The following is an 18,755-nucleotide window of genomic DNA, read 5'->3' on the forward strand; positions in this document are numbered from 1 at the left end:
CTCTCGCCCGTCTTGAATGTGCGATTCGTCATGAACAGAATCGTACATCAACTCCCCAAAATGCCGAGTTCTTGCTCAGCCTCGACGGGCAAAACACGCGAGCGCTAGGTCAATCCGCCTTGCCGAAAATATTCCACTTTACCGAAATTCGGAAAGGGCGTATGTGTCGCGGCAACCCGGCCCAAGAAGAGGGGCGTATCGCGATCGTCACGAACGCGGGCCGGGCGGCGGTGGACGCAGGTCACATCGGCGCGAAGAGCTTCGCAGGGCGGAGAGCCGTGAGCGAGAGCATCGCGCATAAGACCGGTGTGATCAGCGTACGGCAAAATCGTGTGGTCCTGACGCCCGGGGTCTGTGCGTCAAGTCTTGTGGTGATGTGTGTCGGCCAACCGGACGCACGCGTCAGCCATCCGCAAGGCGACGGGGGCAATAGTGCAACGCTCCCCGAGGAGAGCACGACATAAGCCGTCAAACCACTGCGCAGGGAAGGCCGGTTGTTGGGCTTCACCTGTATGCCGCTGTGCAGCTTTTTTTAAGCACACGCTTCGCACAGTGGACCGCGGGTGCCAGGTCAGCACCCGGTCTTCCCTGCGCCCTCCTTCAATCGAGGGTGAAGAGAGAACCAAAGCTCGGGCGAGATGAGCCGCGAGGATGCGAAGGTGTGTCTGCGATTTGAGCTGCGAATGATGAGCGACCATGCCACCCACACCCCGTCATTGCGAGGAGCCCTTGCGACGAAGCAATCCAGACTGCCTCCGCGGAGAAATTCCTGGATTGCTTCGCTGCGCTCGCAATGACGATGTTGAGACAGTTGTGTGCCCAAACACCAATCTCGTGCCCCGGACGCAGCGCAGCGTCTCTTCGACGGTGCGCTGCAGAGCCGGGGCCCATGTTGCCGCAGAATGCGTGGCCTCCTGGGTCCCGGCTCTGCGCAGCAACGCGAGCGTTGCAGCGCGTCCGGGACATGCGAGGAACGAGCGTCGCTCGCGCCTCACAGATACCGTGTCAGCTCGGCTTTGACCTGCCCGTACACCGCGTCCTCGATCTGGCTGCGCGTGATCCCGATGTCGCGCAGAGCGCGGTCGTCGAGCTCGGTCAGCGTCTTGACGGCGGAGCGGCGCTCCAGGCGTTCGAACAGCGCGTAGGCTGCGCTGGCGAGCGTTGCAAAAAATCCGCGCGATGAGGATGGGCGTAAGCTCCGCCCGGCAGTTTGTGAGATCAGGGTCATTCTTCTTCTCCGGCAGTCGTCCCGCGCGGCCAAGCCGATGCCGTTGGCGCAGACGCTACGAGCGCTTGCACCTCAGTGCCGTCGGATTGCTCTCGCTCTCCTCGGCTCAATCGCGGAACTTGATGGAACTTAAATGCTCCAGTACACTGCTCGGAGCAAGTAAAACATTGCTCTCGGTGCAATAATGTCCAAGTTCGAGTACGTGAAGCTTGCCGATGCCATTGCCGTCGATATCGCTAACGGCACGTTAAGGCCCGGCGACCGGCTGCCGCCGCAGCGCAATTTTGCCTATGACCGTGGCATCGCGGTCTCGACGGCGAGCCGGGTCTACACCGAATTGCTCCGCCGCGGGCTCGTGGTCGGCGAGGTCGGCCGCGGCACATTTATCTCCGGTGACATCAGGCGCGAGGTCGAGGCCTTGAGCGAGCCGCGCGATGCGCGGATCGATTTCGAGGTCAATTATCCGCTGCTGCCGCAACAATGGGCGATGATCGCCAAGAGCCTTGCAGGGCTCGAGCGCGTCGACGCGCTCGAATCGGCGCTGCGCGTCTCGACCAGCACCGGCACCAAGAGCGCACGCAATGCTGCCGCCGCCTATCTCGCGCGCAAGGATTTCGCGCCGCAGGCCGAGCAGATCGTCTTCACCGCCAACGGCAAGCAATCGCTCGCGGCCGCGCTCGCCGCGCTCGTCCCCACCGGCGGCCGCTGCGGCGTCGAGGCGCTGACCTATCCATATGTCAAGAGCATCGCGGCGCGGTTAGGCGTGACGCTGGTCCCGATTCCCATGGACGAGCACGGCGCTCGGCCCGACGCGATCCAGAAGGCGCATCGGGAGTCGCATCTGTCGGCGCTGTATCTCCAGCCCATCATCCAGAACCCGCTCGGAGTCACCATGAACGCGACGCGGCGCGCCGACATCATGCGCGTCGCCGAAAAGCTCGACCTCACCATCATCGAGGACACCGTCTACGGCTTCCTCGCCGACGATACGCCGCTGGCGGCGCTCGGGCCGAACCGCTGCATCGTGCTCGACAGCTTGTCCAAGAAGGTCGCGCCGGGCCTTGCGCTCGGCATTCTCGTGGCGCCGCCTCATTTGCGCGAAAGCGTGATGAGCGCGGTGCGGACCGGCGGCTGGATCGCTTCCGGCCACGCGCTCGCCTCCGGGCAGCGGCTGATGGCCGACGGCACCGTCGCCGAGTTGACCCGGCTGAAGCGGATCGACGCCGCGCGCCGCCAGCAGACCGCGGCACGGCTGCTGGCCGGCTACCAGCTCGCCGCCGATCCGCGCTCCTATCATCTGTGGCTGACGCTGCCGCCGCACTGGCGCTCGCAGACCTTCGTGGCGGCGGCAGCGAGGCGCGGCATCGCGCTGACGCCGTCCTCCACCTTCGCCATCGCCCACGGCCACGCACCGAACGCAGTGCGCCTCGCTCTCGCCCCGCCCAGCTTCGAGCAGCTCGATTCCGGCCTGCGCACCATCGTGTCGCTGCTCGGCACCAAGGAAGAGGATTTCGACTCGACGGAGTAGCGACCGGTCTATGGCAGTAACGACCGGGGCAATTGATCGAAGCCATAGCTCCGCGGCTGGTTGCGGCGCAGGAAGCCGCCGACCTGCCAGGCGAACAGCGCGGCAAAGCCGATGATGAACAGCGCGCCCGCGAGCTCGCCGATCATCAGCGCGCGGATCAACAGGGCCGTCATCGCGACCGTCAGCACCGCCAGGAATGCCAGCACGACCGCATAGGCGGTGCGGCCGAGCCCGGCGGTCAGCGCCGCGCGGCTGCCCGCCTTCGCCATCCGCGCATGCAGCGCGACGATGAAGGCGCGAAAGCCGTTGTCCTGCGGCGCCATCAGCGCCGCAGTCTGCCAGCTCGTCGACAGGATCGCGATACGGCGGCCGCTGGTGTGACTGACATCGGCGCGAAAACGGTGCTGCTGCATCGAGACCGGGCGGAACGACAGCCGGATCGCGGAGATCTCGTCATAGCGCCACAGGCCCGAGCGCCCGCCGACGTGCCAGGACAGCCCCTGCTCCGTCAGCGCGAAGCGGTGCGCCGAGCCGATCAGCGACGCCTTGTAGGCATAGCTCGTGGCTGAAGTGGTCTCAGCTTGCGAACCCTGCATCTTCACAATCAATCCCGTCCGCGATCCGCTTGCGCGGGCGCCCTCGCCCATCCTACAAGCGGGGCATGGCTGAGACGACATTTTTTCCGCGCCGCCTGATTCTCGGCGCCGCAATGATCTCAGGCGTGCTGCTGGCACTTGCGGTGCACATGCTGGGGGCGCGCTACGGGCTCGACCTCGGCGGGCTCTGGCACTCCGACACGCATGAGTTCATCCCCGCGGGCGCCGCGATCGCGTGGTGGCTGATTGCCACGGTCGGCTTCTCCGGCGGCTATTTCACGGCGACGTTGATGCAGAGTGCCGTCTCCGGCCAGATCCCGCAACGGATGCGGCAGTTCCTGATCGCGGTCGGCGTGCTGCTGCTTGCGGGCGCGGGCCAGGTGGCCTCGGCGCCGAGCCCGGTCCCGACCGTCTCGGGCGTGCTGGCCGGCCTCGCCGCGCTGTGCCTCGGCGCCGTGATGGCGTTCTGCGGCGCGCACTTCGCGCTGCGCCGCGGCTAACCTTCAAGCCAACGCGCGCAGCCGCGGGCGGTCGAGCATGATCGCCACGTCGGAGGCGGGCCGCGGCCTGCTGAACAGATAGCCCTGCGCCTGATTGCAGCCCTCGCGCCTGAGCAGCTCGAGCTGGGCGTCGTTCTCGACGCCTTCCGCGGTGGTGACGATGCCGAGGCTGCGGCCAAGGCCGGTCACGGCGCGGATGATCGCCATGGAATCCTCGCGCGTCGCCAGCTCCGACACGAAGGAGCGGTCGATCTTGATCTTGTCGAACGGGAAGCTGCGCAGGTAGCTCAGCGACGAATAGCCGGTGCCGAAATCGTCGAGCGAGATCCGCACCCCCAGGCCACGCAACTCGTGCAGCGTGGTCAGCGTCGCCTCGCTGTTCTGAAGCAGCACGGATTCGGTGATCTCGAGCTCGAGACGGCGCGCCGGGAGTCCCGAGGCGGCCAGCGCCGCGATCACGGATGTGATCAGGTTCGGATTCCTGAATTGGACCGGCGACAGATTGACGGCGAGATCGACATCGACAGGCCAGGTGGCCGCGTCAGTACAGGCCGAGCGCAGCACGAATTCACCGAGCTGGACGATCAGTCCGGTCTCCTCGGCCAGCGGAATGAAGTCGATCGGGGCGATCAGGCCGCGCTGCGGATGGTTCCAGCGCAGCAGCGCCTCGAAGGCGACGACCCGACCGCTGGCGACGTCACGGATCGGCTGATAATACGCCTCGAACTCACTGCGCTGCAGCGCCGCGCGCAGATCCATCTCCAACAGGCGTCGCGCCTGCGCGCGGGCGTCCATGCCGGTCTCGAAGAAGCGATAGGTGCCGCGGCCGTCCGCCTTGGCGCGATACAGCGCGAGGTCGGCATTCTTCAACAGCTCGTCCGGATCGCTGCCGTCCTGCGGCGACAGCGAGATGCCGATCGAAACGCCGATCACGATCTGATGGTCGTCGATCTCGTAAGGCGCCGAGATCACCTCGACGAGACGCCGGGCGAGCGATCGCGCAGCGGCTTCCTCGGAACGTCCGATCTGGACCACGGCGAACTCGTCGCCGCCGAGCCGCGCCACGGTGTCGCTTTCGCCGACGGCGGCGGTCAGCCTGCGCCCAACCTCTCTCAGCAGCGCGTCCCCGATCGGATGGCCGAGCGAGTCGTTGATGTCCTTGAAGTGGTCGAGATCGAGACAGAGCACGGCGAGTTGGTCGCCTGATCTGGTCCGGCGCAGTCCCTGCTCGAGCTGCTCGTGGAACAGCACGCGGTTCGGCAGGCTGGTCAGCGCATCATGGCGCGCCATGTGCGAGATCTTGGCCTGCGCGTCCAGCCATTCGGTGATGTCCTCGAAGGTCGCAACCCAGCCGCCGCCCTGCATCGGCTGGTTGACCACCCGGATGGAGCGGCCGAACCGGTTGACGACGTCGGTCGTGGTGCGGCCCTCGCGTGCGTCGGCGACGAGCCGCGCGAAGAATTCATCCGCGTCGCCCTGCCACTGGCCCTTGGCCTGCTCGTCCCGCAATATCTCGACCAGCCGGCGCCCGGTCAGCGCGATGTCGGTGCGGCGAAGCATCGCCGCGTAGCGCTCGTTGAACAAGATGATCTTGCCGTCGGCATCGAACATGCACAGCCCCTGCGACATGTTCTCGAGCGCGGTGTCCAATACCATTTGCTGGGCCCCCAATTGGCCCCTGGCACGCCGGTCGAGCAGCGCAGCCACGAGTGCGATCGCGATGATCGCGACCGCAGCGCTGGCGGTGAGGAAGGACAGCGAGGCCGGCGGGATCGACAGACCGCCGATCGCGAGCGTCGGATCCGGCGTCAGCAGCACCGCGCCCATCGCGGTAAAATGATGTGCGACGATGGCGACCGTCAGCAGGGCAGTCGCCGTCAGCGCGTGGAAGAGGTCGTCGCGTCGCGCCGCCACGAACAGCGCAAGTGCCGCTAGCAAAACTCCTGATAGCACCGAGACGGCGACCGTGCTTCCGATCCAGTCCACCCGCGCGGGCATCTCCAGCGCCGCCATGCCGGTGTAATGCATCGCCGCGACACCGGAGCCGACGATGGCGCCGCCGAGAACGATCCACACTGCGCGCGAGGACGATGCGGCGATGCTCAGTCCCACGAAGGTCACGGAGATCGCGAAGATCAAGGACAGGATGGTTACCGGGATGTTGTAGGCACCCGCGCCTCCCGGCCCGTAGGCGAGCATCGCAATGAAATGCGTCGCCCAGATGCCGCATCCGCTGACGGCGGCATCGAGGCCGAGCCAGACCAGACGCCCGACGCCCTGCGTCGCGCGCGCCCGGTGGAACAGGCTGATCGCCGCCGCGCTGGCGAGCAGGCACACCGCGCCGCCAAGCGCGACGAGCCGCAAATCGTGCTCTTCGGTGAGACAGTAGAGAACTTGATACATCGCGGGCCCCTATGGACCCGCACTTGAACCGACAGAGGTGGACAGTCGGTAACCGGCCCCCCACCCGTTGCGGCAATGGTGAACGGAAGATTTGCCCATTCACTCGGATTGTTCATCCTCGCACCGGCATGCTGCACGTCGGTTGCAGCCCCATGCAAAACATGCAAGCGCCGCGCGGATGTCCGCGCGGCGCCATCCTGGTTCAGCTTGGGCTAGCTCGCCGCGCGCAAATTCACCTTGCTCTCGGCGAGTGCCGTCAGCTTCTTGTCGGTCGCCTTCTCTTCCTCCAGCGTCTTGGCGAGCACACTGGCGCAGTCGTTGCGGCCGAGCTGCTTGGCCCAGGCAATCAGGCTGCCGTAGCGCACGATCTCGTAATGTTCGGCGGCCTGCGCCGCGTTGATCAGCGCGGCATCGAGCACGGCCTTGTCGGCGACTTCACCGGCGGTCTCGTCGGCCTCCTCGATGATGCCATCGATCGCCGGGCACTCGACCGCCTTCACGGCGACGCCATGCATCTTGAACACCTCCTCGAGCCGAGCGACGTGCTCCTCGGTTTCCTTGAGGTGCGTCAAAAAGCCCTGTTTCAATTGGGGATCGGTGGCCTTGCTCGCCATCTTCGGCAGCGCCTTGGTCAGCTGCTGCTCGGCATAATAGATGTCCTGGAGCTGGTGCACGAACAGGTCGTTCATGGATTTGATGTCTTTTGTGAACAGTCCCATCGTTCCGTCCTCTCGGATTTCTGGAACACGACGGCAGCGGCCCTGCACGAAAGCGCTTATTCCGCCATGTTCGGTTGCTGATTGGGCACAACGAGCGCGCGGCAGCGACGTTCCAAAAAGGCCCGTATTCGCTTTGCGCTGGAACAATGCGGACAGCGCCGAGGTCTGAGATCATGTCAGCATACGAAATGCGCGAGCCGGCCGGGTTCACGTTTCATATGCTTAACGCGCCTTCCGATGTGAACCGCGTATGACAAAAGGGCCGGTCCAGCGCAGAACCTATTGTTGTCAAGGGCTGCACAAGCCGCTGTTTTTGCCTTAAATGAGCTGGATCATGCCTAGCGATCGATGCCTGCCTTTGGCCATGATCGCACCCGACTGGCCAATGCCTGGCCCGGTCGGCCTTGCCCCCCGTCGGGAGGATGAATGCACGGACTGCTGCCCGCGCTGAAGCGCGGCTTCACGAGATGGATCGGCTGGCGACGGCTCGGAGTTGCCGCGAGCATCTTCATCATCGCCTTCGCGATCACCACGCTGGTGCGGACCCTCAAGGGCATCGATACCGGGGTCATCCTGACCGCGTTGACCGAGATTCCTCGCGGGAGTATCGGGCTCGCGGCGATCTGCGTCTTCTTCGCGTTCTGCACGCTGACATTCTACGACTATTTTGCACTGCGAACGATCGGCAAGAAGCACGTGCCCTATCGCATTGCGGCGCTCTCCAGCTTCACGTCCTACTCGATCGGCCACAACATCGGCGCCACCGTCTTCACCGGCGGCGCGATCCGCTTCCGGATCTATTCGGATTACGGGCTGAACGCGATCGACGTCGCCAAGATCTGCTTCCTGTCGGGCCTGACCTTCTGGCTCGGTAACATCTTCGTGCTCTCCATCGGCCTGGCCATCCATCCGGATGCGGCGTCCTCGATGGATCAGCTTCCCCCGTCGATCAACCGGCTGATCGCGCTCGGCGGCCTTGCCTCGATTGGTGCGTATCTGGTCTGGCTCTGCATGGGCGAGAAGCGGCGCGAGCTCGGCCAGAAGGGCTGGAAGGTGGTGCTGCCCTCGGCGCCGCTGACGCTGGTGCAGATCCTGATCGGCGTGGTCGATCTCGGCTTCTGCGCCTTGGCAATGTACCTGCTGATGCCTGCCAATCCGCCCATCGACTTCATGTCGCTGGCCGTGGTGTTCATCCTGGCGACGCTGATCGGCTTTGCCAGCCATGCGCCCGGCTCGATCGGCGTGTTCGATGCCGCCATGCTGGTGGCGCTGCCCCAATTCGGCCGCGAGGAGCTTCTGGCGACCCTGCTGGTGTTCCGCATCCTCTATTTCGTGATCCCGTTCGGCCTCGCCATCTCGATCATGGGCACGCGTGAGCTCTGGATGAACGTGGTCGCGCCGTGGCAGGAGCGCCGGCGGCTGGCGGAGGCCTGCGCCCAGGCCAATCTGCCCCAGCAGGTGGCCGCGATGGAGCGCGAGCGGGCGCTGCGGCAGGCCGGCAAGCGGTAGGCGGATCCTCAAACCCGTAAGACAAAGGTTGCAGGCGGGGGAGCAATCCTCTCTTATTTCCGCCTCAACTTTGCCGTTGAACACGCGGGCCATGATCCCTCATCCCCTTCGTACCCTTTCCGCAGGCGCCCTGCTGCTTGCGGGGATTCTGGTCGCCTTGCCGCCCGGGCGCGCCGCCGCCCAGGACGCCGGCGCCCTGCAGATCAGCTGGGAGGTGCGCAACCGCTTCCGCCTGTTCCGCGAGGAGCGCGACTTCCTGCTCCATGTCGAGAACGCGCGTAACCGCAACATCCTGGCCGCTGAGCAATCGCTGGAGCTCCAGAGCGAAGGCCGTGGCTGGGCCCGCAACATGGTCAACCGCCTCTGCATCGACCTCCAGGGCCGGGTCAACCAGCCCTGCACGCGCGACAACACCAAGGAAAACTACCTCACCCCGATCGACCACCCCGTCACCGTGCGCCTCATTGGCGCGGTGCCGGTCGGCGCCACCTGCGCCTGGTCGTTCGACGACGGCGACGGCCCGCAGCAATCGACCTTCGACTGCGCCGAGCCGATCAACTTGCGTGTCCGCTACGGCAAGCAGACGGTCGCAACCGTCGACGTCTCCTCCGGCTCCGATCCGACCCAGCGCGTCCAGACCGAGATCCAGGTCCGCGACATTTTCGTCGCCGGCCTCGGGGACAGCATCGCTTCCGGCGAAGGCAATCCGGACCGGCCGCTGGCGCTGTCGGACGAAGGCTTTTGCTTCCGCTCCTATCTCGGTACCGCCGGTGCGCAGTACTACCGTCCGAGCCGCCACGGCTTCAAGGGCGGCCGCGCCTGCGAGGCGCCGGATACGCTCGCCAACTGGCAACGCTACAGCGCGCTCTGGTTCGACGCGCCCTGCCACCGCTCGCTGTACAGCTACCAGACCCGCACCGCGCTGGCGCTCGCGGTGCGCTACACCCACATCGCCGTCACCTATCTGCCGCTCGCCTGCACCGGCGCCAGCATCGGCAACGGGCTGCTCGGCTCGCAGCGCGCCCGCGAATGCCCACCCGGCAAGACCGGAGTCTGCAACACCAGCGTGAATGCGCAGGTCGCCGAGCTGCGCGAGGCGCTGACCGCGGCGAAGAAGCGCCAGCCCGACCGTACGCTCGACCTCGTGCTGCTCTCGGTTGGCGCCAACGACGTCTATTTCTCCGGTCTCGTCGCCGACGTGATCGTCGAGACCGCGACCGAGCGCGCGCTGTTCCGTCGCTCCGGCGTGATGGCGAGCGTCGACGATTCTCGCGATGCACTGGCGCGCGAGCTGCCGCAGAATTTCGTCAAGCTGCGCGAGGCACTGAAGCCCCTGGTCGGCGGCGACCTTTCGCACGTGGTCTATGTCTCCTACGCCAATCCCGCGCTCGCCGATGGCGGCGTGCCCTGCCGCGGTGGCCGGGCCGGCTTCGACATCCATCCGTCCTTCAACGCCGATCCGCAGCGCCTCGCCCGCGTCTCGACCTTCGTCGACACTGAATTTCTGCCGCAGTTGAAGGGGCTCGCCACCTGCACCGGCGGCGCGCTGTGCCGCGATGTCGAAGCTGACCGCATGACCTTCGTCGATGCGCATCAGGCCGCATTCGCCGATCACGGCTTTTGCGCCCATTCGGGCAACGATCCCGAATTCGACCGCGCCTGCTTTGCCGAGAACGGCCAGAGCTTCAATCCCGATATCGTGAGCGCAGCGAGCCAGCCGATGCTGTGTGGCCGCGGCGCCTCGGAATATCGCGCCTATTTGCCTCGCGCGCGCTGGGTCCGCGACGCCAATGACAGCTATTTTGCCGCGATGACCTATCCGCAAGGATTGCCGGCGGCGAGCCAGCCGACCGACATCCACGACGCGACCTGGGGCGTGCTCTCCGCCGTCTATGGCGGCGCCGTGCATCCGAGCGCGGAAGGCCACGCCGCGATGGCGGATGCCGCCCTGCCCGCCGCGAGCGCCGTGCTCGGCCTCGACGCCGTGCCGCCGGGCGTGACGCGGGGCTTCCTGCCGCAGCTGTTGCCGAGCGCAAGGCAGTAGGGCCAGGCGCCGAGCTCTCTCCACACGTCATTGCGAGCGCAGCGAAGCAATCCAGAATCCCTCCGCGGAAAAATTCCTGGATTGCTTCGTCGCGAGAGCTCCTCACAATGACGAGTGCTGAGCTCGCGTCTCGTCACCTCACCAATCGTTCCCCCCGACCTGCCGTTCCATCAATCCAAAAACGGCATCGATCGATACTGCCTTGAACTTGGACACTTTGCCGCGCGCGCCTCTAGGACTCGTCTCGGGGAAACGGGCCGAGACTTAAGGGAGGCGCCTGATGAGCGCAGTGGTGTCCGCAGCGGACGTGAGGAGGTCTCGCGTCAGGCTGTTCATCGTGACCATGTTGTTCCTGGTCACCACCGTCAATTATGCCGACCGCGCCACGCTGTCGATCGCTGGCCCCGCGCTCTCCAAGGAGCTGCATCTCGATCCCGTCGCCATGGGATGGATCTTCTCGGCCTTCGGCTGGTCCTATGTCGTGGCGCAGGTGCCGGGCGGCTGGCTGCTCGACCGTTACGGCTCGCGCCTCGTCTATGCCTTCAGCATCATCATCTGGTCGCTGTTCACGCTGATGCAGGGCTGGGTCGGCTTCCTCAGCGCCGGCGCGGCCGTCGCCGTGCTGTTCGCGCTCCGCCTCCTTGTCGGCGTCGCGGAAGCGCCCTCCTTCCCCGCCAATGCGCGCATCGTCGCGGCCTGGTTTCCGGGCAACGAGCGCGGCACCGCGTCGGCCTTCTTCAACTCGGGTCAGTATTTCGCCACCGTGATCTTCGCGCCGCTGATGGGCTGGATCGCGCATGCTTACGGCTGGCGCTTCGTGTTCTTCGTGATGGGCGCGCTCGGCATCGTCATGGGCTTCGTCTGGCTCAAGACGATTTACGGACCGAAGGAGCATCCTTCGATCAACGACGCCGAGTTCGAGTACATCAAGGAGGGCGGCGCGCTGGTCGATCTCGACGCGCCCAAGAACGATCTGCCGCGCGCACGTGCGCCCGAGACCGGCTCGGGATGGGACCACATCCGCCAGCTGCTCTCCAACCGCATGATGCTCGGCGTCTATCTCGGCCAGTACTGCATCAACACGCTGACCTATTTCTTCCTGACCTGGTTTCCGGTCTATCTCGTCAAGGAGCGCGGCCTGTCGATCCTGCAAGCCGGCTTCGTGGCGACGCTGCCGGCGCTGTGCGGCTTCATCGGCGGCGTGCTCGGCGGCATCATCTCAGACGCGATCCTGCGCAGGACCGGCTCGCTGACCATGGCGCGCAAGATCCCTATCGTCGGCGGCATGCTGCTGTCGATGTCGATCATCGCCTGCAACTATGTCGACGGACAGGCTCTGGTGGTCGGCTTCATGGCGCTTGCCTTCTTCGGCAAGGGCATCGGCGCGCTCGGCTGGGCGGTCGTCTCCGACACCTCGCCGAAGGAAGCCGGCGGCGTCTCCGGCGGCCTGTTCAACACCTTCGGCAACCTCTCCTCGATCACCACGCCGATCGTGATCGGCTACATCCTGGCCGCGACCGGCTCGTTCAACGGCGCGCTGGTGTTCGTCGGCCTCAACGCGCTGGTGGCGGCGTTCGCCTATCTCGTCATCGTCGGCAAGATCGAGCGGGTGGCGCTCAAACGTTCCTCCTGAGGGCTCCCATGGGAGCTTGACCAGGCAACTCAACGGCGGCCCTCAAAAGCCGCCGTCTTTGTTTTTGGGGGTAATCGATGCTAGAAGTGCCAGGGAAACGCCTTATTCATCTAAGGCATGTATCGATGTTCGACCTCAACCAGCTCCGCTGTTTCGTCACGGTGGCGGAGGAATTGCATTTCGGCCGCGCCGCCGCGCGGCTGAACATGACGCAGCCGCCGCTGTCCCGGCAGATCCAGGTGCTCGAGCACATCATCGACGCGCCGCTGCTGGAGCGCACCAGCCGTTCGGTGCGCCTCACGCCTGCGGGGCGCAGCTTCCTGCCGGAGGCGCGCCGCATCCTCAAGCTTGCGGAAAGCGCGTCGCAAGTCGCCCGCCGCATCGCGCTCGGCAAGACCGGCTCGGTGAAGATCGGCTTCACTGCGGCCGCCGCCTATGGCTTCCTGCCGGAACTGGTCGCAGCCTGCCGCGCAAAACTGCCCGAGGTCGATTTCTCGCTGAAGGAGATGGTGTCGGGCGACCAGTTCGAGGCGCTGACCTCGGGCCAGATCGACGCGGGCCTGCTCAGGCCGCCGATCGCGCGTCCCGAACTTGCCAGCCGCCGCGTCGTCGCCGAGCCCCTGCTCGCCGCGATCCCGAAGAAGCATCCGCTCGCCAATGCCGACAGCATCACCATCAAGGATTTCGACGACCAGCCCTTCGTGATGTATTCGCCCTATGAGAGCCGCTACTTCCACGATCTCCTGGTGGCGCAATTCACCCGCGCCGACGTGCTGCCGCGCTATGTCCAGCATCTCAGCCAGATCCACTCGATCCTGGCCATGGTGCGCGCCGGCCTCGGGCTTGCCATCGTGCCGGCCGCGGCTGCAGGCCTGAAGATCTCCGACGTCCGGCTACGCCCGCTGAAGCTGCGGGGCCGCGTGCCGGTCGAGTTGTTCATGGTCTGGCGCCGCGACGACGAGAATCCGCTGCTCTCGGCACTGGTCAAAATCGCCGGTGAACTGTCCTCCGCGGAGGTGGCGGAGGATTGATGCTCAATCCGCATCGGTCGATATAGGCTTTGGCTTGGACCCGCATCGAACGGTCTCCTAAACCACGGCGCATGGACGCGCCGGCCTTAAGGCCCGTGTCCTCCACAACACGCACGAAGGGAACAGCGCCCGTGAGCAAGATGACCCCGCAGGAGATGGCCAAGAAGATCGGATCCGGCCTCCTGTCCTTTCCCGTCACGCCGTTTAGGGCGGACTACTCCTTCGACGAGGCGACCTACCGCGCCAACATGGACTGGCTGTGCGGCTACGACGTTGCCGGCCTGTTTGCCGCCGGCGGCACCGGCGAGTTCTTCTCGCTGACGCCATCGGAGGTTCCGCAGGTCGTCAAGGTTGCCGTCGACGAGACCAAGGGCCGCGTGCCCGTGCTCGCCGGCACCGGCTACGGCACCGCGATCGCCCGCGAGATCGCGATTGGGGCCCAGAAAGCCGGCGCCGACGGCCTGTTGCTGCTGCCGCCCTATCTCACCCATGCCGAGCAGGACGGCCTCGCCGCCCATGTCGAGGCGGTCTGCGCCGCCGTGAAGATCGGCGTCATCGTCTACAACCGTGACAACGCCATCCTCCAGCCCGACACGCTCGCGCGCCTTGCCGAGCGCTGCCCGAACCTCGTCGGCTACAAGGACGGCATCGGCGACATCGAGCTGATGACCCGCGTCTACACCAAGCTCGGCGACCGCCTGACCTATGTCGGCGGCCTGCCGACGGCCGAGACCTTCGCCCTGCCCTATCTCGACATGGGCGTGACGACCTATTCCTCGGCCGTCTTCAACTTCGTGCCGGAATTCGCCACCAATTTCTACACGGCCGTGCGCAAGCGCGACCACGCCACGATCCAGGCCGGGTTGAAGGATTTCATCCTGCCGCTGATCGCGATCCGCAACCGCAAGAAGGGTTATGCGGTCTCGATCATCAAGGCGGGCATGAAGGTGATCGGCCGTGACTCCGGCCCGGTCCGCCCGCCGCTGACCGACCTCACCGAGCAGGAGGTCGCGGAGCTGACCGCGCTGGTGAAGAATCTGCCCGCCATCCCATCGTCACAACAGGCTGCAGAATAGGACGACAACAAGGAGGAGCGTGCGATGGCCCCAACTGATATCTCAGGAGCACCTGTTATCACGGCGATGCAGGTGATCCCGGTCGCGGGCCGCGACAGCATGCTCCTCAACCTCAGCGGTGCACACGCACCGTTCTTCACCCGCAACATCGTCATCCTCACCGACAATGCCGGCCACACCGGCGTCGGCGAGGTGCCGGGCGGGCAGAAGATCTGGCAGACGCTCCAGGACGCCCGCGATCTCGTCATCGGCAAGACCGTCGGCGCGATGAACAACATCCTCGCCGACGTCCGCACCGCCTTCGCCGACCGCGATGCCGGCGGCCGCGGCAAGCAGACGTTTGATCTGCGCGTCATGATCCACGCGGTGACGGCGATCGAATCGGCGTTGCTCGATCTGCTCGGCCAGCACCTCAACCTGCCGGTTGCGGCGCTGCTCGGCGAGGGCCTGCAGCGCACGAGCGTCGAGACGCTGGGCTATCTCTTCTTCGTCGGCGACATCAGCAAATCCAAGCTGAACTATGTCCAGGGCGAGACCGGCAAGGCGGAATGGTTCAACCTCCGCCACCAGGAGGCGATGACGCCGGAGACTGTGGTGCGGCTCGCGGAAGCCACCCATGACCATTACGGCTTCGCCGACTTCAAGCTGAAGGGCGGCGTGCTGCGCGGTGAGCAGGAGATCGAGGCCGTCACCGCCATCGCAAAGCGCTTCCCGAACGCACGCGTCACGCTCGATCCCAACGGCGCGTGGTCACTGGACGAGGCGATCCGGCTCTGCAAGGACATGCACGGCATCCTCGCCTATGCCGAGGACCCCTGCGGCGCGGAAGGCAGCTTCTCCGGCCGCGAGATCATGGCCGAGTTCCGCCGCGCCACGGGCTTGCCGACCGCGACCAACATGATCGCGACCGACTGGCGCCAGCTCTCCCATGCGCTGCGCCTGGGGGCGGTGGACATTCCGCTGGCCGATCCCCATTTCTGGACCATGCAGGGCTCGGTGCGCGTCGCCCAGACCTGCCGCGACAACGGCCTGACCTGGGGCTCGCATTCCAACAACCATTTCGACATTTCGCTGGCCATGTTCACCCATGTCGGCGCCGCCGCACCCGGCAAGGTCACCGCGATCGACACCCACTGGATCTGGCAGGACGGCCAGGCGCTGACCAAAGAGCCGCTGCAGATCAAGGGCGGCAAGATTGCCGTCCCCGACCGGCCGGGCCTTGGCATCGAAATCGACAGGGCCGCTATCGACGTGGCGCATGACCTCTACAAGCAGCATGGACTTGGCGCCCGGGATGACGCTATTGCCATGCAGGACCTGATCCCCGGCTGGACCTTCGACGACAAGCGTCCCTGCCTTGTACGGTAAAACACTCTGGAGGAAACGATGACTGCGATCCTGAAGAACTTCATCGGCGGCGAATGGGTCGACGGCTCCGGCGTCACCAAGAACATCAACCCCTCCAACACCAACGACGTCGTCGGCGAATACGCCAAAGCCGACAAGGCGCAGACCGAGAAGGCGATCGCCGCCGCCAAGGCCGCCTTCCCCGCCTGGGCCCAGTCGACGCCGCAGGTGCGCTATGACGCGCTGAACAAGATTTCACTCGAAATCCTCGCCCGCAAGGAAGAGCTCGGCCGCCTGCTCGCGCGCGAGGAAGGCAAGACCCTGCCCGAAGGCATCGGCGAGGTCGCCCGCGCCGGCCAGATCTTTGCGTTCTTCGCCGGCGAGGCGCTGCGCCTGATCGGCGAGAAGGGCGCCTCGGTGCGTCCCGGCCTCGACGTCGAGCTCACCCGTGAGCCCGTCGGCGTCGTCGGCATGATCACGCCCTGGAATTTCCCGATCGCGATCCCGGCCTGGAAGATCGCGCCCGCGCTCTGCTACGGCAACACCGTCGTGTTCAAGCCGGCCGAGCTGGTGCCGGGCTCCGGCCATGCGCTTGCCGAGATCATCACCCGCTCGGGCATTCCCGCCGGCGTGTTCAACCTCGTGGTCGGCTCCGGCTCGGTGGTCGGCCAGACCCTGCTCGATCATCCCGATGTCGCAGCGATCTCCTTCACCGGCTCGGTGCAGACGGGGCGCAAGATCGCGCAGGCCTGCGTGCTCTCGAACCCGATGAAGAAATTCCAGCTCGAGATGGGCGGCAAGAATCCGCTGGTCGTGCTCGATGACGCCGACCTCAAGACCGCGGTCGAAGTCGCCGTCAACGGCGCCTATTTCTCGACCGGCCAGCGCTGCACCGCCTCGTCCCGCCTGATCGTCACCGAGGGCATCCACGACCGCTTCGTCGCGGCTGTGGCCGAGCGGCTGAACAGCCTGTCGGTCGACGACGCGCTCAAGGCCGGCGTGCATATCGGCCCCGTGGTCGACCAGAGCCAGCTCGACCAGGACCTGCGCTACATCAAGATCGGCCAGGACGAGGGCGCCAAGCTCGCCTTCGGCGGCGAGCTGCTCAAGCGCGAGACGCCCGGCCACTACCTGCAGCCGGCGCTGTTCACCGAAGCCAACAACAACATGCGCATCGCGCGCGAGGAGATCTTTGGCCCGGTCGCCGCCGTCATCCGCGCCAAGAACTACGAAGAGGCGCTGGCGATCTCCAACGACACCGAATTCGGTCTTGCGTCGGGCATCTGCACCACCAGCCTGAAATACGCCTCGCACTACAAGCGCAACAGCGAGTCCGGCATGGTGATGGTCAACCTGCCGACCGCCGGCGTCGATTATCACGTGCCGTTCGGCGGCCGGAAGGGCTCGAGCTACGGCGCCCGCGAGCAGGGCTCGTATGCGCGCGAGTTCTACACGACGGTGAAGACGGCTTATACGTTCCCGGGCTGATATCCGTAGGGCGGGTTAGCACCAGCGTAACCCGCCTCTTGGTTCCGAGCGTTGAGAGAAGCGGCGGGTTACGCCTTCGGCTAACCCGCCCTACAAGACGGAGTCCTCCCATGGACCAGGACGTCGCAGCGAAAGAGCAGCCCCGCTACATCAAGCTCAACGAGCGCGATAATGTCGCGATCGTGGTCAATGATTTCGGGCTTCCCGCCGGCGCCCGCTTTGCCGATGGGCTGACGCTGCGCGCCTTCGTGCCGCAGGGACACAAGACGGCGCTGGTTGATATCGCAGAAGGCGCGCCGATCATCCGCTATGGCGAAATCATCGGCTATGCGCTGTCGCCGATCCTGGCCGGCGAATGGGTGGACGAGGCGCGCATCCGGATGCCGGAGGCCCCTGACCTCGACAAGCTCGAAATCTCCACCGCCGTCCCCGCACCGCTGCCGCCGCTCGAAGGCTTCACCTTCGAGGGCTATCGCAATCCTGACGGCTCGGTCGGCACCAAGAACATCCTCGGCATCTCCTCGTCCGTGCAATGCGTCAAAGGCACGATGGAATATGCGGTGAAGCGCATCCGCGCCGAGCTGCTGCCAAAATACCCCAACGTCGACGATGTCGTGCCGTTGACGCACGCCTATGGCTGCGGCGTCGCCATCACCGCGCCCGACGCGGTGGTGCCGATCCGTACGTTGCAGAACATCGCGCTGAACCCGAATTTCGGCGGCGAGATCCTCGTCGTCGGCCTCGGCTGCGAGAAGCTCGCGCCCGAGCGGCTGGTGCCGGAGGGCGTCAGCGACGCCATCGTGCGGATGCAGGACGAAGCCTTCGACGGCTTCGGCGCCATCGTCGACGCGATCATGACCCAGGCCGAGGCCCGTCTGAAGGTGCTCAACGCCCGCAAGCGCGAGACCTGCCCGGCCTCCGATCTCGTCATCGGGCTGCAATGCGGCGGCAGCGACGCCTTCTCCGGCGTCACCGCCAATCCCGCCGTCGGCTTCGCCGCGGATCTGCTGGTACGCGCTGGGGCCACCGTGATGTTCTCCGAAGTGACCGAGGTGCGCGATGCCATCCAGCTGCTGACGCGCCGCGCGATCAACGAGGACGTCGGTCGCGCGCTGGTGCGCGAGATGGCCTGGTATGATTCCTATCTCGCCCGCGGCGGCGCCGACCGCAGCGCCAACACCACGCCCGGCAACAAGAAGGGCGGCCTTGCCAACATCGTCGAGAAGTCATTGGGCTCGATCGTCAAGTCCGGATCGAGCGCCATCACCGGCGTGCTCTCGCCCGGCGAGAAGGCGACGCAGAAGGGCATGCTGTTCGCGGCAACGCCCGCCTCCGACTTCATCTGCGGCACGCTTCAGCTCGCCTCCGGCATGACGCTGCAAGTGTTCACCACCGGCCGCGGCACGCCTTACGGCCTTGCGGCGGCGCCCGTGATCAAGGTCGCAACCCGCAGCGAGCTCGCCCGCCGCTGGAAGGACCTGATCGACTTCGACGCCGGCCGCATCGCCACCGGCGAGAAGACCATCGAGGAGACCGGCTGGGACCTGTTCCGCCTGATCCTCGACGTCGCCTCTGGCCGCACCAAGCCGTGGTCGGATCGCTGGGGCATCCACAACGATCTCACGCTGTTCAATCCGGCGCCGGTGACCTGAG

Annotated in this window: 15 protein-coding genes; 11 read left to right on the forward strand and 4 right to left on the reverse strand. The window is 65.8% G+C overall.

What is annotated here, in order from left to right:
* The first annotated feature begins 71 nt into the window (after positions 1 to 71).
* Positions 72 to 464 (forward strand): hypothetical protein, encoded by a 393-nt coding sequence (locus IVA79_RS24260; protein ID WP_247557904.1) that lies wholly within the window; start codon positions 72 to 74, stop codon positions 462 to 464.
* A 527-nt stretch (positions 465 to 991) separates the two neighbouring features.
* Here IVA79_RS24260 and IVA79_RS24265 read toward each other — a convergent pair.
* On the reverse strand, positions 992 to 1,228 hold the full coding sequence (locus tag IVA79_RS24265; protein WP_247557598.1) for a DUF1127 domain-containing protein: 237 nt from the start codon (positions 1,226 to 1,228) through the stop codon (positions 992 to 994).
* A gap of 184 nt (positions 1,229 to 1,412) precedes the next feature.
* Between IVA79_RS24265 and IVA79_RS24270 the strand changes: the two genes are divergently transcribed.
* Entirely contained in the window at positions 1,413 to 2,756 is a 1,344-nt protein-coding gene (locus tag IVA79_RS24270) for a PLP-dependent aminotransferase family protein (protein WP_247557600.1), read from the forward strand.
* An 8-nt stretch (positions 2,757 to 2,764) separates the two neighbouring features.
* On the opposite strand, the gene IVA79_RS24275 is transcribed toward IVA79_RS24270, so the two are convergent.
* Complete coding sequence (locus IVA79_RS24275; protein WP_247557602.1) at positions 2,765 to 3,352, reverse strand: hypothetical protein; 588 nt, start codon at positions 3,350 to 3,352, stop codon at positions 2,765 to 2,767.
* 65 nt (positions 3,353 to 3,417) lie between these two features.
* Here IVA79_RS24275 and IVA79_RS24280 point away from each other — a divergent pair, with 65 nt between their 5' ends.
* A complete protein-coding gene (locus IVA79_RS24280) occupies positions 3,418 to 3,852 on the forward strand; it encodes a hypothetical protein (protein WP_247557604.1) in 435 nt (144 codons plus the stop codon).
* Positions 3,853 to 3,855: 3 nt separating this feature from the next.
* Here the strand turns inward: IVA79_RS24280 and IVA79_RS24285 are convergent, their stop codons facing one another.
* The gene (locus IVA79_RS24285; protein WP_247557606.1) at positions 3,856 to 6,255 is read right to left on the reverse strand and encodes an EAL domain-containing protein; all 2,400 of its coding nucleotides are present in this window, start codon (positions 6,253 to 6,255) and stop codon (positions 3,856 to 3,858) included.
* A gap of 212 nt (positions 6,256 to 6,467) precedes the next feature.
* Positions 6,468 to 6,974 carry a ferritin-like domain-containing protein gene (locus IVA79_RS24290; RefSeq protein ID WP_247557609.1) on the reverse strand — a complete coding sequence of 169 codons (507 nt, stop codon included), beginning with the start codon at positions 6,972 to 6,974 and terminating at the stop codon, positions 6,468 to 6,470.
* Between the two features lie 426 nt (positions 6,975 to 7,400).
* On the opposite strand from IVA79_RS24290, the gene IVA79_RS24295 reads away from it, so the two are divergent.
* From IVA79_RS24295 to garD, 8 genes are all read left to right on the forward strand, one after another.
* Positions 7,401 to 8,483 carry a YbhN family protein gene (locus IVA79_RS24295; protein ID WP_247557611.1) on the forward strand — a complete coding sequence of 361 codons (1,083 nt, stop codon included), beginning with the start codon at positions 7,401 to 7,403 and terminating at the stop codon, positions 8,481 to 8,483.
* Between the two features lie 91 nt (positions 8,484 to 8,574).
* Complete coding sequence (locus IVA79_RS24300; protein WP_247557613.1) at positions 8,575 to 10,527, forward strand: hypothetical protein; 1,953 nt, start codon at positions 8,575 to 8,577, stop codon at positions 10,525 to 10,527.
* A gap of 280 nt (positions 10,528 to 10,807) precedes the next feature.
* Positions 10,808 to 12,160 carry an MFS transporter gene (locus IVA79_RS24305; RefSeq protein WP_247557615.1) on the forward strand — a complete coding sequence of 451 codons (1,353 nt, stop codon included), beginning with the start codon at positions 10,808 to 10,810 and terminating at the stop codon, positions 12,158 to 12,160.
* A 125-nt stretch (positions 12,161 to 12,285) separates the two neighbouring features.
* Positions 12,286 to 13,191: a LysR substrate-binding domain-containing protein gene (locus tag IVA79_RS24310; protein WP_247557617.1), complete on the forward strand. Its 906-nt coding sequence runs from the start codon at positions 12,286 to 12,288 to the stop codon at positions 13,189 to 13,191.
* A 131-nt stretch (positions 13,192 to 13,322) separates the two neighbouring features.
* A complete protein-coding gene (kdgD, locus tag IVA79_RS24315) occupies positions 13,323 to 14,267 on the forward strand; it encodes a 5-dehydro-4-deoxyglucarate dehydratase (protein WP_247557619.1) in 945 nt (314 codons plus the stop codon).
* Between the two features lie 24 nt (positions 14,268 to 14,291).
* The gene (gene gudD, locus IVA79_RS24320; protein WP_247557621.1) at positions 14,292 to 15,635 is read left to right on the forward strand and encodes a glucarate dehydratase; all 1,344 of its coding nucleotides are present in this window, start codon (positions 14,292 to 14,294) and stop codon (positions 15,633 to 15,635) included.
* Between the two features lie 18 nt (positions 15,636 to 15,653).
* Positions 15,654 to 17,102 (forward strand): aldehyde dehydrogenase family protein, encoded by a 1,449-nt coding sequence (locus tag IVA79_RS24325; protein WP_247557623.1) that lies wholly within the window; start codon positions 15,654 to 15,656, stop codon positions 17,100 to 17,102.
* Between the two features lie 110 nt (positions 17,103 to 17,212).
* Positions 17,213 to 18,754 carry a galactarate dehydratase gene (garD, locus tag IVA79_RS24330; protein ID WP_247557625.1) on the forward strand — a complete coding sequence of 514 codons (1,542 nt, stop codon included), beginning with the start codon at positions 17,213 to 17,215 and terminating at the stop codon, positions 18,752 to 18,754.
* Position 18,755 lies beyond the last annotated feature (1 nt).

It is taken from the genome of Bradyrhizobium sp. 138, from assembly GCF_023074075.1.
In the GTDB taxonomy this organism is placed as follows: domain Bacteria; phylum Pseudomonadota; class Alphaproteobacteria; order Rhizobiales; family Xanthobacteraceae; genus Bradyrhizobium.